The organism is Streptomyces sp. NRRL B-24085, from assembly GCF_001282115.1.
In the GTDB taxonomy this organism is placed as follows: domain Bacteria; phylum Actinomycetota; class Actinomycetes; order Streptomycetales; family Streptomycetaceae; genus Streptomyces.
The window spans coordinates 67558-91038 of sequence record NZ_LJBR01000029.1 but is presented as its reverse complement, the minus strand read 5'-3'; the positions used below and the strand labels follow the sequence as shown (position 1 = coordinate 91038).

The 23481-nt window shown below is 68.2% G+C and carries 18 protein-coding genes and 1 tRNA gene; 12 read left to right on the top strand and 7 right to left on the bottom strand.

Annotated features, from left to right (window positions below; all coding sequences use genetic code 11):
• Positions 1 to 23 precede the first annotated feature (23 nt).
• Entirely contained in the window at positions 24 to 1079 is a 1056-nt protein-coding gene (locus AOJ26_RS04350; RefSeq protein WP_063790223.1) for a UDP-N-acetylmuramate dehydrogenase, read from the top strand.
• A 26-nt stretch (positions 1080 to 1105) separates the two neighbouring features.
• Here AOJ26_RS04350 and AOJ26_RS04345 read toward each other — a convergent pair whose 3' ends face one another.
• Both AOJ26_RS04345 and AOJ26_RS04340 read right to left on the bottom strand, forming a co-directional pair.
• Positions 1106 to 2146: an adenosine deaminase gene (locus AOJ26_RS04345; protein ID WP_053846809.1), complete on the bottom strand. Its 1041-nt coding sequence runs from the start codon at positions 2144 to 2146 to the stop codon at positions 1106 to 1108.
• A gap of 118 nt (positions 2147 to 2264) precedes the next feature.
• Entirely contained in the window at positions 2265 to 3491 is a 1227-nt protein-coding gene (locus tag AOJ26_RS04340; protein ID WP_053846808.1) for a pyridoxal phosphate-dependent aminotransferase, read from the bottom strand.
• Positions 3492 to 3738: 247 nt separating this feature from the next.
• Between AOJ26_RS04340 and AOJ26_RS04335 the strand changes: the two genes are divergently transcribed.
• The 11 genes from AOJ26_RS04335 (at position 3739) to AOJ26_RS04285 (ending at position 17810) form a co-directional block, all read left to right on the top strand.
• Positions 3739 to 3811, top strand: a tRNA-Trp gene (locus tag AOJ26_RS04335).
• 108 nt (positions 3812 to 3919) lie between these two features.
• Positions 3920 to 4207, top strand: a complete 288-nt coding sequence (gene secE / locus AOJ26_RS04330; RefSeq protein ID WP_053846807.1) for a preprotein translocase subunit SecE — start codon at positions 3920 to 3922, stop codon at positions 4205 to 4207.
• Positions 4208 to 4287: 80 nt separating this feature from the next.
• The gene (nusG, locus tag AOJ26_RS04325; RefSeq protein WP_053846806.1) at positions 4288 to 5136 is read left to right on the top strand and encodes a transcription termination/antitermination protein NusG; all 849 of its coding nucleotides are present in this window, start codon (positions 4288 to 4290) and stop codon (positions 5134 to 5136) included.
• Positions 5137 to 5302: 166 nt separating this feature from the next.
• Entirely contained in the window at positions 5303 to 5737 is a 435-nt protein-coding gene (gene rplK, locus AOJ26_RS04320; RefSeq protein ID WP_053846805.1) for a 50S ribosomal protein L11, read from the top strand.
• A gap of 85 nt (positions 5738 to 5822) precedes the next feature.
• Positions 5823 to 6548 carry a 50S ribosomal protein L1 gene (gene rplA, locus AOJ26_RS04315; protein ID WP_053846804.1) on the top strand — a complete coding sequence of 242 codons (726 nt, stop codon included), beginning with the start codon at positions 5823 to 5825 and terminating at the stop codon, positions 6546 to 6548.
• Positions 6549 to 6661: 113 nt separating this feature from the next.
• A complete protein-coding gene (locus AOJ26_RS04310; RefSeq protein ID WP_053846803.1) occupies positions 6662 to 7504 on the top strand; it encodes an LppX_LprAFG lipoprotein in 843 nt (280 codons plus the stop codon).
• A 90-nt stretch (positions 7505 to 7594) separates the two neighbouring features.
• A complete protein-coding gene (locus AOJ26_RS04305) occupies positions 7595 to 8449 on the top strand; it encodes a DUF6612 family protein (RefSeq protein WP_053846802.1) in 855 nt (284 codons plus the stop codon).
• Positions 8450 to 8735: 286 nt separating this feature from the next.
• The gene (gene rplJ / locus AOJ26_RS04300) at positions 8736 to 9266 is read left to right on the top strand and encodes a 50S ribosomal protein L10 (protein WP_007384048.1); all 531 of its coding nucleotides are present in this window, start codon (positions 8736 to 8738) and stop codon (positions 9264 to 9266) included.
• A gap of 115 nt (positions 9267 to 9381) precedes the next feature.
• A complete protein-coding gene (gene rplL / locus AOJ26_RS04295; protein WP_053846801.1) occupies positions 9382 to 9765 on the top strand; it encodes a 50S ribosomal protein L7/L12 in 384 nt (127 codons plus the stop codon).
• A gap of 559 nt (positions 9766 to 10324) precedes the next feature.
• The gene (gene rpoB, locus AOJ26_RS04290) at positions 10325 to 13810 is read left to right on the top strand and encodes a DNA-directed RNA polymerase subunit beta (RefSeq protein WP_053846800.1); all 3486 of its coding nucleotides are present in this window, start codon (positions 10325 to 10327) and stop codon (positions 13808 to 13810) included.
• A gap of 100 nt (positions 13811 to 13910) precedes the next feature.
• Positions 13911 to 17810, top strand: coding sequence for a DNA-directed RNA polymerase subunit beta' (locus AOJ26_RS04285; RefSeq protein ID WP_053846799.1), 3900 nt, complete (start codon positions 13911 to 13913; stop codon positions 17808 to 17810).
• A gap of 54 nt (positions 17811 to 17864) precedes the next feature.
• Here AOJ26_RS04285 and AOJ26_RS04280 read toward each other — a convergent pair whose 3' ends face one another.
• Genes AOJ26_RS04280 through AOJ26_RS04260 form a run of 5 tightly spaced genes read right to left on the bottom strand, consistent with a single transcriptional unit; the run spans position 17865 to position 23352 of the window.
• Positions 17865 to 18839: a M48 family metalloprotease gene (locus AOJ26_RS04280; RefSeq protein WP_053846798.1), complete on the bottom strand. Its 975-nt coding sequence runs from the start codon at positions 18837 to 18839 to the stop codon at positions 17865 to 17867.
• A 27-nt stretch (positions 18840 to 18866) separates the two neighbouring features.
• A complete protein-coding gene (locus AOJ26_RS04275) occupies positions 18867 to 19376 on the bottom strand; it encodes a Pycsar system effector family protein (protein ID WP_053846797.1) in 510 nt (169 codons plus the stop codon).
• On the bottom strand, positions 19373 to 20443 hold the full coding sequence (locus tag AOJ26_RS04270; RefSeq protein ID WP_053846796.1) for a hypothetical protein: 1071 nt from the start codon (positions 20441 to 20443) through the stop codon (positions 19373 to 19375). Before AOJ26_RS04270 ends, AOJ26_RS04275 begins: the two co-directional genes overlap by 4 nt.
• Before the next feature lie 9 nt (positions 20444 to 20452).
• The gene (locus tag AOJ26_RS04265) at positions 20453 to 22597 is read right to left on the bottom strand and encodes a hypothetical protein (protein WP_053846795.1); all 2145 of its coding nucleotides are present in this window, start codon (positions 22595 to 22597) and stop codon (positions 20453 to 20455) included.
• A complete protein-coding gene (locus AOJ26_RS04260; RefSeq protein ID WP_053846794.1) occupies positions 22594 to 23352 on the bottom strand; it encodes a hypothetical protein in 759 nt (252 codons plus the stop codon). Before AOJ26_RS04260 ends, AOJ26_RS04265 begins: the two co-directional genes overlap by 4 nt.
• Between the last annotated feature and the right edge of the window lie 129 nt (positions 23353 to 23481).

Genomic DNA, 23481 nt, shown 5'->3' with positions numbered 1-23481 from the left:
CGACAGCCCGTACCCTGTACCGCGTGCAGGAACGACACGACGCCCCCCTCGCCCCCCTGACCACCTTCCGTCTCGGCGGCCCCGCCGCCCGGCTCGTCACCGCGACGACCGACGCCGAGGTGATCGAGGTCGTCCGCGAGGCCGACGCCACCGGCACCCCGCTCCTCGTCATCGGCGGCGGCTCCAACCTCGTCATCGGCGACAAGGGCTTCGACGGCACCGCACTGGTCATCGCGACCAAGGGCTACCGACTCACCGGCACCCACCTCGAACTCGCCGCCGGCGAGGTATGGACCGACGCCGTCGCACGCACCGTGGACGCCGGGCTCGCCGGGATCGAGTGCCTCGCCGGCATCCCCGGCAGCGCGGGCGCGACCCCGATCCAGAACGTCGGCGCCTACGGCCAGGAGGTGTCCTCCACCATCACCGAGGTCATCGCCTACGACCGCCGCAACGGCGAGACCGTCACCCTCACCAACGACGACTGCGCCTTCTCCTACCGCCACAGCCGCTTCAAGCAGGACCCCACCCGCTACGTCGTCCTGCGCGTCCACTTCGAGCTGGAGGACGCCGACGGCCTCTCCGCGCCGATCAGGTACGCCGAGACCGCCCGCACGCTCGGCGTGGAGCCCGGCGACCGCGTCCCCCTCACCGACGCCCGCGCCACCGTCCTGAAGCTGCGCGCCGGAAAGGGCATGGTCCTGGACCCCGACGACCACGACACCTGGTCGGCAGGCTCCTTCTTCACCAACCCTATCCTCACGGCCGCCCAGTTCGCCGAGTTCCACGCGCGCGTGAAGCAGCACCTCGGCGAGGACGCCGAACCCCCCGCCTTCCCCGCGGGCGACGGCCACACCAAGACCTCCGCGGCCTGGCTCATCGACAAGGCCGGGTTCACCAAGGGCTACGGCACCGGCCGCGCCCGCATCTCCACCAAGCACACCCTCGCCCTCACCAACCGTGGCGACGCCACCACCGAGGACCTCCTCGCCCTGGCCCGGGAGGTCGTGGCGGGCGTACGCGACACCTTCGGCATCACGCTGGTCAACGAGCCGGTGACGGTGGGCGTCAGCCTGTAGCCGCCCAGGTCCGTTCCAGGTCCGCGTCAGTCGACCGGCTCGCTCAGCCAGTCGTCCACCCCTGACAGCAGCTTCGCCTTCACGTCCTCCGGTGCCGCCGAGGCCCGTACCGACTGCCGGGCCAGTTCGGCGAGTTCCGCGTCCGAGAAGCCGTGCCAACGCCGCGCGATCTCGTACTGTGCGGCCAGCCGGGACCCGAACAGCAGCGGGTCGTCGGCGCCCAGCGCCATCGGCACACCGGCCTCGAACAGCTTGCGCAGCGGCACGTCCTCGGGCTTCTCGTACACGCCGAGGGCCACGTTCGAGGCGGGGCAGACCTCGCACGTCACCTGCCGGTCCGCCAGCCGCTTCAGCAGCCGGGGGTCCTCCGCGGCGCGCACCCCGTGCCCGATCCGCGTGGCGTTCAGGTCGTCCAGGCAGTCCCGCACCGAGGCCGGACCGCTCAGCTCGCCACCGTGCGGCGCAGACAGCAGCCCGCCCTCGCGCGCGATGTGGAACGCCCGGTCGAAGTCCCGCGCCATGCCCCGGCGTTCGTCGTTGGACAGCCCGAACCCCACCACACCCCGGTCCGCGTACCGCACCGCGAGCCGGGCCAGGGTGCGCGCGTCCAGGGGATGCTTCATCCGGTTCGCGGCGACCAGCACCCGCATCCCGAGCCCGGTCTCCCGCGAGGTCGTCTCCACCGCGTCCAGGATGATCTCCAGCGCCGGGATCAGCCCGCCCAGCCGGGGCGCATACGACGTCGGGTCGACCTGGATCTCCAGCCACCCGGAGCCGTCGCGCACGTCCTCCTCGGCGGCCTCCCGCACCAGCCGCCGGATGTCGTCGGGCTCCCTGAGGCACGAGCGCGCCGCGTCGTACAGCCGCTGGAACCGGAACCAGCCCCGCTCGTCCGTCGCCCGCAGCCTCGGCGGTTCCCCGCTGGTCAGTGCCTCGACCAGCGCCTCGGGCAGTCGTACGCCGTACTTGTCGGCCAGTTCCAGAACCGTCCCCGGGCGCATCGAGCCGGTGAAGTGCAGATGCAGATGGGCTTTCGGCAGCTCAGAGACATCACGTACACGCTCCATCCCAGGATCCTGCCGCACGCCACAGGCGTCCCGGTACCACTTTCCCCTTTAGTGGTCTTGCTCGCACAAAAAAAGGACCGGGTACTCACGTGAGTACCCGGTCCCTTCCGCGGCGACCTCAGTCCCGCGCCTCCGCGAGCAGCTTCTGGATCCGGGACACGCCCTCGACGAGGTCCTCGTCACCGAGCGCGTACGACAGCCGCAGGTAGCCCGGCGTGCCGAAGGCCTCGCCCGGGACCACCGCGACCTCGGCCTCCTCCAGGATCAGCGCGGCCAGCTCGACAGTGTCCTGCGGGCGCTTGCCGCGGATCTCCTTGCCGAGCAGCTCCTTGACCGACGGGTAGGCGTAGAAGGCGCCCTCGGGCTCGGGGCAGAGCACGCCGTCGATCTCGTTGAGCATCCGGACGATCGTCTTGCGGCGCCGGTCGAAGGCCGTGCGCATCTCCGCGACCGCGTCGAGGTTGCCGGAGACCGCGGCGAGGGCGGCGACCTGGGCGACGTTCGACACGTTGGACGTGGCGTGCGACTGGAGGTTGGTCGCGGCCTTGACGACGTCCTTCGGGCCGATGATCCAGCCCACCCGCCAGCCGGTCATGGCGTACGTCTTCGCGACCCCGTTGACCACGATGCACTTGTCGCGCAGCTCGGGCAGGAGCGCGGGCAGCGAGGTGAACTTCGCGTCGCCGTAGACGAGGTGCTCGTAGATCTCGTCGGTCAGCACCCACAGGCCGTGCTCGACGGCCCAGCGGCCGATGGCCTCGGCGTCGGCCTGGCTGTAGACGGCGCCGGTCGGGTTGGAGGGCGAGACGAAGAGGACGACCTTGGTCTTCTCGGTGCGGGCCGCCTCCAGCTGCTCGACGGAGACCCGGTAGCCGGTCGTCTCGTCGGCGACCACCTCCACCGGGACACCGCCGGCCAGCCGGATCGACTCCGGGTAGGTCGTCCAGTACGGCGCCGGGACGATGACCTCGTCGCCCGGGTCGAGGATCGCGGCGAACGCCTCGTAGATCGCCTGCTTGCCGCCGTTGGTCACCAGGATCTGGGCCGGGTCGACCTCGTAGCCGGAGTCGCGCAGCGTCTTCGCGGCGATCGCGGACTTCAGCTCGGGCAGGCCGCCGGCCGGCGTGTAGCGGTGGTACTTCGGGTTCGAGCAGGCCTCGATCGCGGCCTGGACGATGTAGTCCGGGGTCGGGAAGTCGGGCTCACCGGCGCCGAAGCCGATCACCGGACGCCCGGCGGCCTTGAGGGCCTTGGCCTTGGCGTCCACGGCGAGGGTGGCGGACTCGGAGATCGCGCCGACTCGGGCGGAGACCCGGCGCTCGGTGGGAGGGGTTGCAGCGCTCATGGGGCCCATCGTTCCAGACCGGAAACTTCCCCGGCACACGGGTTTCACGGACTGAACAACCGCTGAACAACCGTCCGGATCCGCCCCGCACGCTGGGCGATCTTCCGTCCCCAAGGCCCCTACGGGCGCTTTCTGTTCGACGAGGGGCCGCGGACCACGTACACTCTCACCTCGTTGGCCTTCAGCAGCCGCCGTCCAGGTGCACACCGAGCACCCGGTCGGATGCGGTACGTTGGGGGGCACACAAAGGGTCGTAGCTCAATTGGTAGAGCACCGGTCTCCAAAACCGGCGGTTGGGGGTTCAAGTCCCTCCGGCCCTGCTACACACACCTTCGCCAGGATGTGTGCGTATGTACGTACAGCAATGCACCGCCGTGCGGCTCCAACCGGGCGCGGCACGGCCACGACCCGGGAACAGGTGAGGACGAATGGCGGATGCCGTGGGCTCCATCGACACGCCTGGCGCCCAGGACGAGGTGCCGGAGTCCAAGAAGAAGGCCCGCAAGGGCGGCAAGCGTGCCAAGAAGGGCCCGCTGAAGCGTCTTGCGATCTTCTACCGGCAGATCGTCGCAGAACTCCGCAAGGTCGTCTGGCCGTCGCGGAGCCAGCTGACGACGTACACAACCGTGGTGATCGTCTTCGTCCTCGTCATGATCGGCCTGGTGACCGTGATTGACTATGGACTGAACCACGCCGCCAAGTACGTATTCGGCTGAGCACAGAGCGAAGGGCGCCGAGGTTACCGGCGCCCCTTTTCGCATGTTCCACCCCATGTATCCAGGAAGAAGCAGCCACCGTGTCTGACCAGAACCTGAACGACGCCATCGAGCCCGACGAGTCTGTCGACGACGAGCTCGACATCGTCGAGGGCGCGGACGAGGACCTGGACGAGGTCGAGGCTGCCGACGCCGAGGCCGGCGAGCCCGCCGAGGAAGCCGCCCTCCACGCCGAGGACGAGTCCGGCGGCGACATCGAGGCCGTCGAGGACGAGGACGAGGCGGACGCCGAGGAGGAGCCGGCCGAGCCGGTGGACCCCGTCGCCGCCCTGCGCGAGGAACTGCGGACCCTGCCCGGCGAGTGGTACGTCATCCACACCTACGCCGGTTACGAGAACCGCGTGAAGACCAACCTCGAGCAGCGTGCCGTCTCGCTGAACGTCGAGGACTACATCTTCCAGGCCGAGGTGCCGCAGGAAGAGGTCGTCCAGATCAAGAACGGCGACCGCAAGACGATCCGCCAGAACAAGCTCCCCGGCTACGTCCTCGTCCGCATGGACCTGACGAACGAGTCCTGGGGCGTCGTCCGCAACACCCCCGGCGTCACCGGCTTCGTGGGCAACGCCTACGACCCGTACCCGCTGACCCTGGACGAGATCGTCAAGATGCTCGCCCCGGAGGCCGAGGAGAAGGCCGCCCGCGAGGCCGCCGAGGCCGAGGGCAAGCCGGCTCCGGCCCGCAAGGTCGAGGTCCAGGTCCTGGACTTCGAGGTCGGCGACTCGGTCACCGTGACCGACGGCCCCTTCGCCACCCTCCAGGCGACCATCAACGAGATCAACGCCGACTCGAAGAAGGTCAAGGGCCTCGTCGAGATCTTCGGCCGCGAGACCCCGGTCGAGCTGAGCTTCGACCAGATCCAGAAGAACTGACTTCTTCCGGACAGAGCTTCCGACCAGGTCAGGCGGGCTGTCACAGCTCGTCTGACCTGCTCGGTTTTTGGCCGCGCATCTATACCCGTTATCGTTGTGCGGTATGCCTGCGTTCGGGTGGTCCCCGCGCGCAGGCAGGACCCGAATCGAAAGGACCCGGAGAGCTATGCCTCCCAAGAAGAAGAAGGTCACGGGGCTCATCAAGCTCCAGATCCAGGCCGGTGCCGCCAACCCGGCTCCGCCGGTCGGCCCCGCGCTGGGTCAGCACGGCGTCAACATCATGGAGTTCTGCAAGGCCTACAACGCGGCGACCGAGTCGCAGCGTGGCTGGGTCATCCCGGTGGAGATCACGGTCTACGAGGACCGCTCCTTCACCTTCATCACCAAGACCCCGCCGGCCGCGAAGATGATCCTCAAGGCCGCGGGCGTGGAGAAGGGCTCCGGCGAGCCGCACAAGACCAAGGTCGCCAAGATCACCGAGGCGCAGGTCCGCGAGATCGCCACCACCAAGATGCCCGACCTCAACGCCAACGACCTGGACGCCGCCGCGAAGATCATCGCCGGTACCGCGCGTTCCATGGGCGTCACGGTCGAGGGCTGAGCCCCAACCCCCCGTACACCAAGCAGAAGTGGCAGGGCCTGCTCGGCCCGTACCACGACTCCTTTCAGAACACACAGGAGCAGTAGTGAGCAAGCGCAGCAAGGCCCTTCGCGCTGCGGACGAGAAGATCGACCGGGAGAAGCTGTACGCCCCGCTCGAGGCCGTCCGTCTCGCCAAGGAGACCTCCACGACCAAGTTCGACGGCACCGTCGAGGTCGCCTTCCGTCTGGGTGTCGACCCGCGCAAGGCCGACCAGATGGTCCGTGGCACCGTGAACCTCCCGCACGGCACCGGTAAGACCGCCCGGGTCCTGGTCTTCGCGACCGGTGACCGTGCCGAGGCCGCTCGTGCCGCGGGCGCCGACATCGTCGGCGCCGACGAGCTCATCGACGAGGTGTCGAAGGGCCGTCTGGACTTCGACGCCGTCGTCGCCACCCCGGACCTCATGGGCAAGGTCGGCCGCCTCGGCCGCGTGCTCGGTCCCCGTGGTCTCATGCCGAACCCCAAGACCGGCACCGTCACCCCCGATGTCACCAAGGCTGTCACCGACATCAAGGGCGGCAAGATCGAGTTCCGCGTCGACAAGCACTCGAACCTGCACTTCATCATCGGCAAGACGTCGTTCGACGACACCAAGCTGGTGGAGAACTACGGCGCGGCCCTGGAGGAGATCCTCCGTCTGAAGCCGTCCGCCGCCAAGGGCCGCTACATCAAGAAGGCCGCCATCAGCACCACGATGGGCCCCGGCATCCCGGTCGACTCCAACCGCACCCGCAACCTCCTCGTCGAGGAGGACCCGGCCGCGGTCTGAGACACCGGCAGGTTCACGGGCCCCGCACCTTTCGAGGTGCGGGGCCCGTTCCCATGTGCGGGGACTGTGCTCTGAGTTAGCGTGCGAGCAGGGCACTTGCACCAGGGGGACGCATGAAGAGGACGACGGCCTGGCTCACGACGGCCGCCGCACTGACGGGCCTCGCCGCCTGTACCTCCTCCGGTCCCTCCGACCGGCCGGAGAAGGAGCAGCCCCGGGCCTCGGCCCCCGCCTCCCTCACGGCCCTGCGCGCCGCCGAACAGGCCACCGAGCGGGCCCGGAGCGTCCGGGTGCGCTCCACGACCGTGATGGGCAGCCAGCTCTCCCTGACCGCCGACGGCGTCCTCGCCTGGCGCGACGGCCTCTCCGGGTCCCTGACCATCCACTACACCGGCGGCACCGCGGCCGAGACGATGCGCGGTCTCGGCGTCACCTCCATGCAGGCCCGCTACCTCGCCGACGCCTACTACGCGCGCATGGGCGACACCTTCGCCGCCAGGACCGGCGGCAAGCACTGGCTCAGATACGCCTACGACGACCTGAAGGCCCTCGGCGGGGGCGCCGACCTCGCCGACCAGATGCGCTCCACCACCCCCGACCAGTCGGTGCGGCTGCTGCTGGACTCCGACGACGTGCGCGAGCTCGGCCGCGAGACCGTGGACGGCCAGGGCACCACGCACTACACCGGCACCGTGGACGTCCGGGACGTCACCGACACCGAGCTCCGGCGGCGCCTCCAGGCCGCCGACGTCACCGCCGAGACCGTCGACATCTGGATCAACGAGAAGAACCTGCTGGTCAAGAAGGTCGAGAAGACCAGCACGGCCAACGGCAAGGTGACCCAGACCGCCCACTACAGCGACTACGGCGTCAAGGTCGCCGTACGGAAGCCGCCGGCCGCCGACACCGAGGACTTCAAGAACCTCCTGTCACAGTCGGGCACCAACCCCACCTGAGCCACAGGGAATTCGCGGACCGCACGCCTCCGGCTCGGATAAGCTCGCGGTCTTGCTGTGAATCGACCATGTGTTCCTTGGGGGGAATCAATGGCTACTTCTGTACGACGTTCCGCTGTCCGCCGCCGGACCGTCGGCGCCGGTCTCGCCGCCGTCGCCCTCGCCGCGGGTGCGGTGAGCTGTTCCAAGGGCGGCGACGAGTCGCCGGAGATGACGCCCGCCGCCGCGGTCGCCAAGGCGGCGAAGAACACGGAGGAGATCACCTCCTTCCACTACCGCATGAAGGGCGAGATGCCCGGCCAGGGGCAGGTCAACGCCGAGGCCGCCATGCGGACCAAGCCCGACATCGCGATGAGCATGAAGATGACCGCGGCCGGCCAGGGCTCCGCGGAGATCCGCCTCGTCGACAAGGCCATGTACATCGGCGGCAACGCCGACATGGCCAAGGAGATGGACGGCAAGAAGTGGATGAAGTTCGACCTGTCCTCGCTCGGCAAGGACGGCGACCTCGGCGCGGCAGCGTCCGGCGCCGGCCAGGCCGACCAGAACCCGGCCTCCATGTCCTCCTTCCTCAACGGCGCCAAGGACGTGAAGAAGGTCGGCACCGAGACCGTCGACGGGGTCGAGACCACCCACTACTCGGGCGACGTCACGCTGGCCGAGCTCAAGGCCTCCTTCAAGGACGCCGACAAGTCGGTCCGTGAGCAGCGCGAGAAGAGCATGGAACAGCTCCAGAAGCTCGGCCTGGACAAGTTCACGATGGACATGTGGGTCGACAAGGAGGACCACGCCAAGCAGTTCCGCATGCAGGGCGACGCGGACAAGGGCAAGTTCGACATGACCTTCACCTTCCTCGACTACAACAAGCCGGTGACCGTCACGGCGCCGCCCGCGGGCGAGACCGCCGACCTGGCCGAGATGATGAAGGAACTCCAGAACAGCTGAGCGTCACAGGACCGGATTTGCTTGACAGGGATCCGGTCACGTACGCTCCTACAGAAGCCAAAGACCGCTGGTCGTTGCCGTGTCCTCGTAAGAGGGAGCGGTGGCCGAAGGATCCGCTGAAGACTGCGGACGACCCGCGCAGGTGACTGTGGATGTGCTCCCGGAGACGCTTGCCCCGTGCAGGTGATTGCGGTCGAGCTACGCCCCGTGCGCCTGCGCCGGGGCGTTTCGTTTTGTGCAGCCCCTTCTGAGCGGTCCTCATCACCCGGAAGGAGGCCGACGCTCTATGGCAAGGCCCGACAAGGCTGCCGCGGTAGCCGAGCTGACGGAGCAGTTCCGCAGCTCGAACGCCGCCGTGCTGACCGAGTACCGGGGTCTCACCGTGGCGCAGCTCAAGACGCTGCGTCGTTCGCTCGGTGAAGACGCCCAGTACGCCGTGGTGAAGAACACGCTGACCAAGATCGCGGCCAACGAGGCCGGGATCTCGACGCTCGACGACCTGTTCAACGGTCCGACGGCGGTTGCCTTCATCACCGGTGACCCGGTGACGTCGGCGAAGGGTCTTCGTGACTTCGCCAAGGACAACCCGAACCTCGTCATCAAGGGCGGTGTCCTTGACGGCAAGGCGCTGTCCGCCGATGAGATCAAGAAGCTTGCGGACCTCGAGTCCCGCGAGGTTCTGCTCGCCAAGCTGGCGGGCGCCTTCAAGGGCAAGCAGACTCAGGCTGCTCAGGTCTTCCAGGCGCTCCCGTCGAAGCTCGTCCGCACCGTGGACGCGCTTCGCGCCAAGCAGGACGAGCAGGGCGGTGCCGAGTAACTCGGCTCGCGCATTGATCCACGCCGCCTGAGGCGCGGGTCGTAGCGGGCCGTAAGTACGCCCGCCGTTTCGATACATCCGGCACCTGCCGAAATTAGTGGAAGGATCGCCCCTCATGGCGAAGCTCAGCCAGGAAGACCTGCTCGCGCAGTTCGAGGAGATGACCCTCATCGAGCTCTCCGAGTTCGTGAAGGCCTTCGAGGAGAAGTTCGACGTCACCGCCGCCGCGGCCGTCGCCGTCGCGGGCCCGGCCGGTCCGGCCGCCGCCGCCCCGGCCGAGGAGGAGAAGGACGAGTTCGACGTCATCCTCACCGGTGCCGGCGACAAGAAGATCCAGGTCATCAAGGTCGTGCGTGAGCTGACCTCCCTGGGTCTGAAGGAGGCCAAGGACCTCGTGGACGGCGCCCCGAAGCCCGTCCTCGAGAAGGTCGCCAAGGACGCCGCCGAGAAGGCCGCCGAGTCCCTCAAGGGCGCCGGCGCCTCGGTCGAGGTCAAGTAACACCCCACAGGTCCCGCTGGGCCTGTAACGCGCAAGCGCCGAAGAGCGATCATCCATCCGGGTGGTCGCTCTTCGGCGTTCCTGGAGGCGCGGTCACGGTTGCCTTGCGGCCTCGTGGGCGAGGGGTATGGTGATCTTCGTCGTGTCTCCCGGAACCTCTGGTTCGGGAAGGGGGGCCTTGACGAACCGCACGCAGCGCGCAATTCTCAGGACGCGTCGTCAGAACGGTCCGAATCCGAGGCATGGATCGGCGACGAAGAGGGCAGTATCAACGTGCGTTGAGGGCACCATGCCGAGGGCGTTGAGGGCAGCGAGAGTTTTTGAAGACCGGGCAGAAAAGCGGGACTGGACATCAGTGCGCCAAGTGGCTACACTGACCCTTTGCGCTGCCTGTTAGCTGTCCCCTGCCCGTCACCAGGGGTCTGCCCTCGCCTCAGCATCGATGACCGGACCGTCTCTGAGCTGGCCCTTTGGCCAAATCGGAGAGACCTGTCCTCTGTGCCGCGGAGGAGGGCCCGGGGAGCGCGTAGTGAGTCCGAGCCCTCGGAAGGACCCCCTCTTGGCCGCCTCGCGCACTGCCTCGACCGCGAATACGAACAACGGCGCCAGCACCGCCCCGCTGCGCATCTCCTTTGCAAAGATCAAGGAGCCTCTCGAGGTTCCCAACCTGCTCGCGCTGCAGACCGAGAGCTTTGACTGGCTGCTCGGGAACACCGCCTGGCAGAGTCGGGTCGAGGAGGCTCTGGAGTCCGGTCAGGACGTCCCCACCAAGTCCGGTCTGGAGGAGATCTTCGAGGAGATCTCCCCGATCGAGGACTTCTCCGGGTCGATGTCGCTGACGTTCCGCGACCACCGCTTCGAACCGCCGAAGAACAGCATCGACGAGTGCAAGGAGCGCGACTTCACGTACGCCGCCCCGCTCTTCGTGACGGCGGAGTTCACCAACAACGAGACCGGCGAGATCAAGTCCCAGACGGTCTTCATGGGCGACTTCCCGCTCATGACCAACAAGGGCACCTTCGTCATCAACGGCACCGAGCGTGTCGTGGTGTCCCAGCTCGTCCGCTCGCCGGGCGTCTACTTCGACTCCTCCATCGACAAGACGTCCGACAAGGACATCTTCTCCGCCAAGATCATCCCGTCCCGGGGTGCCTGGCTGGAGATGGAGATCGACAAGCGCGACATGGTCGGTGTCCGCATCGACCGCAAGCGCAAGCAGTCCGTGACCGTCCTGCTCAAGGCTCTCGGTTGGACGACCGAGCAGATCCTCGAGGAGTTCGGCGAGTACGAGTCGATGCGCGCCACCCTGGAGAAGGACCACACCCAGGGCCAGGACGACGCGCTGCTCGACATCTACCGCAAGCTGCGTCCGGGCGAGCCGCCCACGCGTGAGGCCGCCCAGACCCTTCTGGAGAACCTCTACTTCAACCCCAAGCGCTACGACCTCGCCAAGGTCGGCCGCTACAAGGTCAACAAGAAGCTGGGTGCGGACGCTCCGCTGGACGCGGGCATCCTGACCGTCGAGGACATCATCTCGACGATCAAGTACCTGGTGAAGCTGCACGCGGGCGAGACCGAGACCACCGGTGACAGCGGCACCACGATCGTCGTCGAGACCGACGACATCGACCACTTCGGCAACCGTCGTCTGCGCAGCGTCGGCGAGCTCATCCAGAACCAGGTCCGCACGGGTCTGGCTCGTATGGAGCGCGTCGTCCGCGAGCGCATGACGACCCAGGACGTCGAGGCGATCACGCCGCAGACCCTGATCAACATCCGGCCGGTCGTCGCCTCCATCAAGGAGTTCTTCGGCACCAGCCAGCTGTCGCAGTTCATGGACCAGAACAACCCGCTCTCGGGTCTCACCCACAAGCGCCGTCTGTCGGCTCTTGGCCCGGGTGGTCTCTCCCGTGAGCGGGCCGGCTTCGAGGTCCGTGACGTGCACCCGTCGCACTACGGCCGTATGTGCCCGATCGAGACGCCCGAAGGCCCGAACATCGGTCTGATCGGTTCGCTCGCCTCCTACGGCCGCGTCAACGCGTTCGGTTTCGTGGAGACGCCGTACCGCAAGGTCGTCGACGGCCAGGTCACCGACGAGGTGGACTACCTGACGGCCGACGAGGAGGACCGCTTCGTCATCGCGCAGGCCAACGCCACGCTCAACGACGACATGCGGTTCGAGGAGGCCCGGGTCCTGGTCCGCCGTCGTGGCGGCGAGGTCGACTACGTCCCCGGGGACGACGTCGACTACATGGACGTCTCGCCGCGCCAGATGGTGTCGGTCGCGACCGCCATGATCCCGTTCCTCGAGCACGACGACGCCAACCGTGCCCTCATGGGCGCGAACATGATGCGCCAGGCCGTGCCGCTGATTAAGTCCGAGTCCCCGCTCGTCGGCACCGGCATGGAGTACCGCTCCGCCGTCGACGCCGGCGACGTGGTCAAGGCGGAGAAGGCGGGTGTGGTCCAGGAGGTCTCCGCGGACTACATCACCACCGCCAACGACGACGGCACCTACATCACCTACCGGCTGGCCAAGTTCGCCCGCTCCAACCAGGGCACCTCGGTCAACCAGAAGGTCATCGTCAACGAGGGCGACCGGATCATCGAGGGCCAGGTCCTGGCCGACGGTCCGGCCACCCAGAACGGCGAGATGGCGCTCGGCAAGAACCTGCTGGTCGCGTTCATGCCGTGGGAGGGTCACAACTACGAGGACGCGATCATCCTGTCGCAGCGCCTCGTGCAGGACGACGTCCTCTCCTCGATCCACATCGAGGAGCACGAGGTCGACGCCCGTGACACCAAGCTCGGCCCCGAGGAGATCACCCGGGACATCCCGAACGTCTCCGAGGAGGTCCTCGCCGACCTCGACGAGCGCGGCATCATCCGTATCGGTGCCGAGGTCATCGCCGGTGACATCCTCGTCGGCAAGGTCACGCCCAAGGGTGAGACCGAGCTGACGCCCGAGGAGCGTCTGCTGCGCGCGATCTTCGGTGAGAAGGCCCGTGAGGTCCGTGACACCTCGCTGAAGGTGCCGCACGGCGAGACCGGCAAGGTCATCGGCGTCCGCGTCTTCGACCGCGAGGAGGGCGACGAGCTTCCCCCCGGTGTGAACCAGCTGGTGCGCGTGTACGTGGCGCAGAAGCGCAAGATCACCGACGGCGACAAGCTCGCCGGCCGGCACGGCAACAAGGGTGTCATCTCCAAGATCCTGCCCATCGAGGACATGCCGTTCCTCGAGGACGGGACCCCGGTCGACATCATCCTCAACCCGCTGGGTGTGCCGTCCCGAATGAACCCGGGACAGGTCCTGGAGATCCACCTCGGCTGGCTCGCCAGCCGCGGCTGGGACGTCTCCGGCCTCGCCGAGGACTGGGCGCAGCGCCTCCAGGCGATCGGCGCCGACTCCGTCGCCCCCGGCACCAACGTCGCGACCCCGGTCTTCGACGGTGCCCGTGAGGACGAGCTGGCGGGTCTGCTCCAGCACACCATCCCGAACCGGGACGGCGAGCGCATGGTGCAGCCGACCGGTAAGGCGAGGCTGTTCGACGGCCGCTCCGGTGAGCCGTTCCCGGACCCGATCTCGATCGGGTACATGTACATCCTCAAGCTGCACCACCTGGTCGACGACAAGCTGCACGCCCGCTCGACCGGTCCGTACTCGATGATCACCCAGCAGCCGCTGGGTGGTAAGGCCCAGTTCGGTGGCCAGCGGTTCGGTGAGATGGAGGTGTGGGCGCTGGAGGCATACGGCGCCGCGTACGCCCTCCAGGAGCTGCTGACCATCAAGTCCGACGACGTCACCGGCCGCGTGAAGGTCTACGAGGCCATCGTCAAGGGCGAGAACATCCCCGAGCCCGGCATCCCCGAGTCCTTCAAGGTGCTCATCAAGGAGATGCAGTCTCTCTGCCTGAACGTGGAGGTGCTGTCCAGCGACGGTATGTCCATCGAAATGCGTGACACCGACGAGGACGTCTTCCGCGCGGCGGAGGAGCTCGGCATCGACCTGTCCCGGCGCGAGCCGAGCAGCGTCGAAGAGGTCTGACGGGAGTCCGGCCGGAGGACCTGGTGAGGAACCTCCGGCCGGCCCCAGGACCCCCGTATCAGACCCCAAGACTTACAACCCTGAGAGGGATTGACGCATAGTGCTCGACGTCAACTTCTTCGATGAGCTCCGGATCGGTCTGGCCACCGCTGACGACATCCGTCAGTGGAGCCACGGCGAGGTCAAGAAGCCCGAGACCATCAACTACCGCACCCTCAAGCCCGAGAAGGACGGACTCTTCTGCGAGAAGATCTTCGGTCCGACCCGGGACTGGGAGTGCTACTGCGGCAAGTACAAGCGTGTCCGGTTCAAGGGCATCATCTGCGAGCGCTGCGGCGTCGAGGTCACTCGCGCCAAGGTGCGTCGTGAGCGGATGGGCCACATCGAGCTGGCCGCCCCCGTCACGCACATCTGGTACTTCAAGGGCGTCCCGTCGCGTCTGGGCTACCTGCTCGACCTGGCTCCCAAGGACCTCGAGAAGGTCATCTACTTCGCGGCGTACATGATCACGTACGTCGACGAGGAGCGCCGTACGCGTGACCTGCCCTCCCTGGAGGCGCACGTCTCCGTGGAGCGCCAGCAGGTCGAGAACCGTCGCGACGCCGACCTCGAGGCCCGCGCCAAGAAGCTCGAGTCCGACCTGGCCGAGCTGGAGGCCGAGGGTGCCAAGGCCGACGTGCGCCGCAAGGTGCGCGAGGGTGCCGAGCGCGAGATGAAGCAGCTGCGCGACCGTGCGCAGCGCGAGATCGACCGTCTCGACGAGGTGTGGACCCGCTTCAAGAACCTCAAGGTCCAGGACCTCGAGGGCGACGAGCTGCTCTACCGCGAGCTGCGGGACCGCTTCGGCACGTACTTCGACGGTTCGATGGGTGCCGCGGCGCTGCAGAAGCGCCTGGAGTCCTTCGACCTCGACGAGGAGGCCGAGAAGCTCCGCGAGATCATCCGTACCGGCAAGGGCCAGAAGAAGACCCGTGCGCTCAAGCGCCTGAAGGTCGTCTCCGCGTTCCTGCAGACCAGCAACAGCCCCAAGGGCATGGTGCTGGACTGCGTGCCGGTCATCCCGCCGGACCTGCGTCCGATGGTGCAGCTCGACGGTGGCCGCTTCGCGACCTCCGACCTGAACGACCTGTACCGCCGTGTGATCAACCGCAACAACCGTCTGAAGAGGCTCCTCGACCTCGGCGCGCCCGAGATCATCGTCAACAACGAGAAGCGCATGCTTCAGGAGGCCGTTGACGCCCTCTTCGACAACGGTCGTCGCGGCCGCCCGGTGACGGGCCCCGGCAACCGCCCGCTGAAGTCCCTCAGCGACATGCTGAAGGGCAAGCAGGGTCGTTTCCGTCAGAACCTGCTCGGCAAGCGTGTGGACTACTCCGCGCGTTCCGTGATCGTCGTCGGTCCGCAGCTGAAGCTGCACCAGTGCGGTCTGCCGAAGGCGATGGCGCTGGAGCTCTTCAAGCCGTTCGTGATGAAGCGCCTGGTCGACCTGAACCACGCGCAGAACATCAAGAGCGCCAAGCGCATGGTGGAGCGCGGCCGCACGGTCGTGTACGACGTCCTCGAAGAGGTCATCGCCGAGCACCCGGTTCTGCTGAACCGTGCTCCCACCCTGCACCGCCTCGGTATCCAGGCCTTCGAGCCGCAGCTGGTCGAGGGCAAGGCCATCCAGATCCACCCGCTCGTCTGCACCGCGTTCAACGCGGACTTCGACGGTGACCAGATGGCCGTGCACCTGCCGCTGTCCGCGGAGGCGCAGGCCGAGGCCCGCATCCTGATGCTGTCCTCGAACAACATCCTCAAGCCCGCCGACGGCCGTCCGGTGACGATGCCGACCCAGGACATGGTCCTCGGTCTGTTCTTCCTCACCACCGACGGCGAGCTGCGTGACACCAAGGGCGAGGGCCGCGCGTTCGGCTCCACGGCCGAGGCGATCATGGCGTTCGACGCGGGCGAGCTGGCTCTCCAGTCGCAGATCGACATCCGCTTCCCGGTGGGCACCATCCCGCCGCGCGGCTGGACGCCGCCGGCGCGCGAGGAGGGCGAGCCGGAGTGGCAGCAGGGAGACTCGTTCCGCCTGCGCACCACCCTGGGCCGCGCGCTCTTCAACGAGCTGCTGCCCGAGGACTACCCGTTCGTCGACTACTCGGTGGGCAAGAAGCAGCTCTCCGAGATCGTCAACGACCTGGCCGAGCGCTACCCCAAGGTCATCGTGGCGGCGACGCTCGACAACCTGAAGGCGGCCGGCTTCTACTGGGCGACCCGTTCCGGTGTCACCGTGGCCATCTCCGACGTCGTCGTTCCCGAGGCGAAGAAGGAGATCGTCAAGGGCTACGAGGCGCAGGACGAGAAGGTCCAGAAGCAGTACGAGCGCGGTCTGATCACCAAGGAAGAGCGCACTCAGGAGCTCATCGCGATCTGGACCAAGGCGACCAACGAGGTCGCCGAGGCGATGAACGAGAACTTCCCCAAGACGAACCCCATCTTCATGATGGTTGACTCGGGTGCCCGAGGAAACATGATGCAGATGCGGCAGATCGCCGGTATGCGTGGTCTGGTGTCGAACGCCAAGAACGAGACGATCCCGCGTCCGATCAAGGCGTCCTTCCGTGAGGGCCTGTCCGTGCTGGAGTACTTCATCTCCACGCACGGTGCCCGTAAGGGTCTCGCGGACACCGCCCTGCGTACCGCCGACTCGGGTTACCTGACCCGTCGTCTGGTGGACGTCTCGCAGGACGTCATCATCCGCGAGGAGGACTGCGGCACCGACCGCGGCCTCAAGCTCGCGATCGCCGAGCGCGGCGCCGACGGCGTCCTGCGCAAGGCGGACGACGTCGAGACCTCCGTGTACGCGCGCTGCCTCGCCGAGGACATCGTCGTCGACGGCAAGGTGCTGGCCCCGGCCGGTACCGACCTCGGTGACGTGCTCATCGACGAGCTGGTCAAGCACGGTGTCGAGACGGTCAAGACTCGCTCGGTCCTGACCTGCGAGTCCGCCGTCGGCACCTGCGCCATGTGCTACGGCCGCTCGCTGGCCACCGGCAAGCTGGTCGACATCGGTGAGGCGGTCGGCATCATCGCCGCCCAGTCCATCGGTGAGCCCGGTACCCAGCTGACGATGCGTACCTTCCACACCGGTGGTGTGGCCGGTGACGACATCACCCAGGGTCTGCCGCGTGTCGTCGAGCTCTTCGAGGCCCGTACCCCGAAGGGCGTCGCCCCGATCTCCGAGGCCCAGGGCCGCGTGCGGATCGAGGAGACCGAGAAGACCAAGAAGATCGTCATCACGCCGGACGACGGCAGCGACGAGACGGCGTTCCCGATCTCGAAGCGCGCGCGTCTTCTGGTCAGCGAGGGCGAGCACGTCGAGGTGGGCCAGAAGCTCACCGTGGGTGCCACCAACCCGCACGACGTGCTGCGCATCCTGGGCCAGCGTGCCGTCCAGGTCCACCTGGTCGGCGAGGTCCAGAAGGTCTACAACTCGCAGGGTGTGTCGATCCACGACAAGCACATCGAGATCATCATCCGGCAGATGCTCCGCCGGGTGACGATCATCGAGTCCGGCGACGCCGAGCTGCTGCCCGGCGAGCTGGTCGAGCGCTCGAAGTTCGAGACCGAGAACCGTCGTGTGGTCCAGGAGGGCGGTCACCCGGCCTCCGGTCGTCCGCAGCTCATGGGTATCACCAAGGCCTCGCTGGCCACGGAGTCCTGGCTGTCGGCGGCCTCCTTCCAGGAGACGACGCGAGTCCTCACGGACGCGGCGATCAACGCCAAGTCCGACTCGCTCATCGGCCTCAAGGAGAACGTCATCATCGGTAAGCTCATCCCGGCCGGTACGGGTCTGTCCCGCTACCGCAACATCCGGGTCGAGCCGACCGAGGAGGCCAAGGCCGCGATGTACTCGGCCGTCGGCTACGACGACATCGACTACTCGCCGTTCGGCACGGGCTCGGGTCAGGCTGTGCCGCTGGAGGACTACGACTACGGGCCGTACAACCAGTAAGCGGGTCGTTTGTCGAAGGGCGGTCACCCTTTGGGGTGGCCGCCCTTCGGCGTGTCAGCGCCCGCGTTCCACATAGGCCCGCAGGTGGTGCATCCGCGTATGGACATCGGGATGGGAGTCGAGCAGGCGCAGCATCAGGCCCTCCCGGGCGGTGTGCCGTGACTCCATGCGGTCATGCTCCGCACGCAGCACCTCCAGCAGATGCGCGGCGAATCCGAGACCCGCGGCGTGCTCGTCCGCGCGTAGTTCGGCGCGCCGGGAGACAGCGGCCACCAGATACGGCGTGGCCAGCGGAAGGAAGATCAGGCCGTATGTCGCGGTCGCCAACGCGAGGACGACAACCGCCGCGACGATGATCGTGAGGGTCGCTGCGTTCGCGGAGAGTCGCTTGACCCGCGAGGCGAGTTTGAGCAGCAGACGCCAGGCGACCCGGGCGGGCAGTGCGTACCAGAGGGAGAGCAGAGACGCCCACGCGTGCCCTCGAGTGTGATGGCCCAGTTCGTGGGCGAGGACGCCGCCGAGCTGGGCCGGGGTGAGCTCCTTCAGCGAATGGCTGGTGACGCTGACGATGTGGCCGGCTGCCGCCAGGGCGTTGATGTCGGAGCTGTTCTCCACCCAGAGCTGGTACGCGTGCGCATCGACTCCGGCCCGGCCCGCGACCTCCCGCCAGACGGGATGGAGTTTCCTCTCCTCCTCCGGGGCGGGGTAGCGCAGCCGGAAGAGCCACCGGGCCAGGAGGCGTTCGCAGGGCTTGCTGAAGACTAGGGCTCCGCTGAGCGCCCAGCAGCCGAACGGGACCCACCAGGGAAGGCCGCTCACGAGCCCGACGACGTACGACGCCAGGAAGACGACGGCCAGGCTGGCGAGCCCGTGGGGGAGGTGGAGCGCCAGATGGCCGAGGGCGGTGATGTCCGCGCCCCGTCGGCGGGTGGATATGTGGACGCGGCCGGAGCGGAACGGCAGCTCCTCGTCCGGTTTCCGGCATTTCCGGGGTTCCTCGCGTTCCTCGGGTTCGTGGTTCAGGGACATGGCGCTTCCTTCCGGGCGGGGACGTTCTCAGGCGACGAGCAGCGACATGGGGAGCAGGACCGTAGAGCCGCCGAAGGCGATCAGTCCGGTCCGGATCCAGAAGTGCTTGCGAGCGGCGATACGACTGTTTTCGGCGAGGGCGGTGCGCAGCGCCCGGGCGGGCGAGCGTTCGGTGTCCGCCAGGGCGGCGGCGAGCAGGCCGGCGCGGACGGCGCGGTTGATGTCGTCGAAGTAGGTGAGCGGGCGGCCCGGCGCCCAGTGGTTTCTGCCGTAGCGGGGTGTCACGGCCAGGAGCAGGGCGACGAGCGAGGTGACGAGCAGCGCGCTTCCCGACCACCACAGCAGGGCGGCCGGCACCGACAGGCGGGCGGGGGACCAGCGCAGGTTGATCAGGAGGGCGCTCAGCACGCCCGCCGTCACGCCGAGCATCCCCACCAGGACCGTGGCCTTGGCGTCGGCACGCGCGATCTCGCTGCGAAGTTCGGCGAGCAGGTGGACGTCGGCCCGCGGGCGTGGGCTGCGCGGGGCCCGGGTCATGGGCCGTCGTCCGGGTGGCGCTCGCGCGGCAGCTCCGGGTAGGCGGGCGGGGGTTCACCGGCGGCGGAGGCTCCTGTGGCCCGCAGGATGGCCATCATCCGTTCGGCGATGAGCTCGTGGGGCTTTTCGAGGTGGTAGTCCTCCAGCCGTTTGCCGTCCAGCGCCTGGTCGATCAGGTGCAGCTGAGTCCGTACCAGCTCGGCCTGCTCGGTGTGGAGGTGCTGGAGGACCATGTTGGTGTCCTCGGGGTGCACCGCCAGGTGCAGGGCGAGCGCGGCTGTACCGCCCCTGGCCAGGTGGCGTTCGTAGAACTCGATCTTCGCGGCTGTCCGCTTCGCCTCGTACTCCTCGCGGCGCATCGAGGCGCGATGCTCCGGTTCGGCGGCCTCCTCCTCGTGACGGGCCGTGCGCAGCCTGCTCTGGTGGACGCGCTCCGTGGCGTCGCGTCGAAGCCGGACCGAGCAACCAACCTCCAGGCCCTCCGCGGTGCCGATCTGCGGGGCCGCGTCGACGGCCCGCTGCACGGCCTCCTCGGCGTCGGCGCTCGCCTCGATGTGATGCCCGCGTCCGGCCGCCCGCATGACCGGCAGCAGCCTGCGGGTGAGCAGGGCGGGCACGTCATGCTGCTGGCTGCGCACGAACGACTCCGGATCGATCACGCGCCAGCTGATGTCGGCAGTGGCCTCGAACTCGAAGCTGTCGATCCGGCTGGGCAGGGGCACATTCAGCTGGAAGGCATGGGAGTCCGTGTCCACCTCGTACACCGTGACGTAGCCCCAGACCGATGTGGGGCGCTTGGGCGGCATGAACGTCTTGTACGTCCCCTGCTGGGTGACCAGGACCAGCGCGTGGTCGAGACGTCCCGCGTAGCGCCGGCTGCCGAACCGGTATCGCGACAGGTGCCAGACGGTGTGGACGGGGTCCGCGTCAGGGCGGGGCGTGAACGGCGCCCCGGGTCGCTGTGCGAACCAGTCAAGGCCCTCCTTCTGCTCCGCTTGTACGCCGGTGCGCGGCAGGTCCCTGTCGTCTTCCGGCCGTTCGGATCGTGGGTCGGTGTGTTCCGTCATGGGCCTCTCTCAATCGCCGGAGATGCGCGCCAGCAGCCGTTCGGCCGCTGGTGAGGGGGGTTTCCTGGCGTCCCGGACCGCGCGGAGCAGGTGGCTCACGCGGTGGTGGTCGGCGGACGTCGTCACAAGGGCGGGCAGCAGCGAGGTGAGCGCCGCTTCCGACTCGGGGTCCCGGTCGGCAATGAGGACCCAGCCGCGCAGGATTCGCAACGCCTGCGCCGTGAGCTCCCGGTCCCCTAGCGCGGCCTGCCAGAACGTGACGAGGTGGCGTGCCTCTGTGCCGTCGACCGCGGCAGCGGCCTGTGCGTACCAGTCCAGGACGAGTGGGCGGTCCTCGGGCCCGTCGGTCTGCCGGCACGCCTGGAGGAAGGCCCGCAATGCGTACGTACGCACCCTGCGGTCGCTGGGAAGACGTTCGGCGAGCACGCGCAGCACGGGTTCGCGCAGGGCGAGGAGCAGCAGTTCCAAGGCGTCCGCGAACTGTTGCTCCTCTTCCTCCAGGTAGTCCTCATAGGCCTTGGCGTCGTCCTCGTCGCCCTCTTGGTCCTCCGGGCGCCGCTGCCCCCGGATGGCGTCCAGCAGGGCGTTCAGGGCGTGCTCGTAGTGCACCGGTCCCAGCAGGCCGTAGGCGCGTACGGCCGTCCAGCGGCGGCCCTCGTACTCGCCGGTGCACCAGTCGTGCAGGATGCGGAAGACGGCGGGCACCTCCAGCAGCTGGGCCATGGTGAGGGTGTTGGCCGCCGTCAGCCAGGAGTTGAAGTCGTCGTCGTCCGCCCAGGGCTCCACGAGGAGCGCCATGGTCGAGGACAGGTCGGCGGTGGCGAGCAGGGCGGTGGCGGAGGCGGCCCGCGTCCGGACCAGGGGGCGGCCGTCCTCGGCGAGGTCACGGATCCACTCGACGAGGGCCGGCCGGGCGGACGGGCGGAGGTTCCACACCTCCGCCAGCAGGAGCGGGGCCATGCGTTCGTCGCGGAAGGCGGCGAAGTACTGGCCGACGAGGGGTCCCCACTCGGTGACCTCGGTGTCCCAGTACCCGCGGGCCTGGGCGCGCCGCAGCCGTTCCTCACGGGAGTCGGCGAAGACCGGGATCTCGGGCGCCACTCGGGGGTTGGCCGTTTCCTGGAGCTGTACGTAGAGCAGATCGGCGAGTTCGGCGGTCACCGCGTACGGAGCCTTGTCGAAGACGGCGAGCGCGATGAGGAAGGCCTTGTCGTGCAGCGAGGTCGGGCGCTGCTCGTCGGTGAGCCAGCGGCCGACCTGGGTGGTCAGGGCCTCCTCACCGAAGGCGGCGAGCTTCTCCGCGTCCGACTCCCCGCGGTGGTAGGAGACGAGGTGGCGTGCGAACTCCTCGATCGCTCCCGGCTGTTGCTGCCGGGCCAGGAACTTCGTCACGGGCGTCAGCGCGCACAGTTCCTGCCACGCGTCCGGCCCGGTGTGCGGGGTGACGTGGGAGCGCAGTATGTCCTCGGGCGGCGGCGGCTCCCAGCGTACGAACGGGACGTCCTCCAGAGCGGCCGACGGCTCGACAGTGATCACCAGGTAGCCGCCGTTGCGCTTGAGTCGCTCACGCAGACCCAGCAGGTGCGGCTCGCGCAGTGGATGGCTGCGGCTGGTGGCCAGATTCAGCAGGACGTGTCCGGTCGCGTCGTCCAGCTGCTCCAGCAGGACGGCGAGCGAGGCCGGCGGGTCGAGGTGGCGCATCCGCCCTGCCTCCATGCGTAGCAGTAGCATCAGCGCTGCCGTGCGCCGGCCGGTGTCGCGGCCGCCGGAGAGGATGACGACCCGGTCGCTGCGCAGCCGGTCGAGCGCCTCGTCAAAGCTGGGGCAGTCGTGGAAGACATCTGCCAACGCCTCGACCTGTTCCCGTGGGATCTCCCCGGAGAGGTGCTCGACCTGCTTCGGTTCCGACCCGAAGTGGTAGTTCACATCGCCCTTGACCACACCGCCGGTGACGCCGAACAGGTCCCTCCTGGCGTCGGTGCGGGCCAGCGGGAGGACGAAGGCCGGGCCGTGGTCGATCAGGTGTGAGCGCGCGCTCCAGGCCTTCTGCCGCTGCCGTTCCTGGGACTCCGCCGAGTCGTCCTGCTTCTTCTGCCCACCGTCCGGCTTGGCCGCGTCGGCGGCGGAGGCGGGCGCCACGTCCTCCTGGCTCATCGGCGCCCACCCCGCCTCTCGCCTCGCGGGAATGAGCCGAAGTCGTAGGTCAGGTTGCCGTTAGTGCCACCGCTGGGCCCGAAGTGGTCGCCCTTGACGCGGGTCTCGTTGTGCTGGGCGAACGGGCCGCCGCCGGGCGGGGAGTCCGCGGGGGCGTCGGCGGCGGGCGCGTCCGGGGCGGGGTCCGTGGGTGCGCCGTGGAGCCAGGCGACGGTCGGCCCTTCCTTGGTCTCCACAGTGATCCGGTGGAAGTCCTCCGGCCGTACCCCCAGGTGTCCGTTGCTGACGACACCCTGGTAGACGCTGTCGGACGTACACAGCACCCAGTCGTCGCCGCGGTTCTTCAGCGCCGCCTTCAGCGGGTCGGAGTCCAGCAGGCGCACGGCGTGGTTGAGGTCACGGCCCACCCAGCCGCCGAGTTCGTCCACGGCGACATAGCCGGCGGAGAGCACCGTGCGCAACCGCATCCGTGTGCTGTCGGCGACCAGCCGGTTCTTGCTGTGCAGGAGCGCCGGGGTCTCGCTCAGCAGAGTCTTGGCCAGGGCTGGCACGGAGACGTGGGTATCGATGAGTTCCATGACGGAGTCACCGCGGTCCGCCCGAAGCCGGGACGTCTCGTCGATGCCTGCGGCGAGGAGCGTGGCATCGACGACGTCGTAGAGCATCCGGCGCAGATAGGCCTGCTCCACGTCGTCACGCTTGCCGAACCGCTCAATGTCGAAGAGCAGGATGGTGCGGTACACGGGGTCGGTCATGGCTGCCTCTCGCGACTGGGCTGGTGCCCAGCACGATGGCCCGACCCCGGCGCGCGCCGAAGGACCGATGACACGGAGGAACTGTGACCGTGTGCACAGACGGGACGGGGGCTGTGCGGTCAGGCCGCC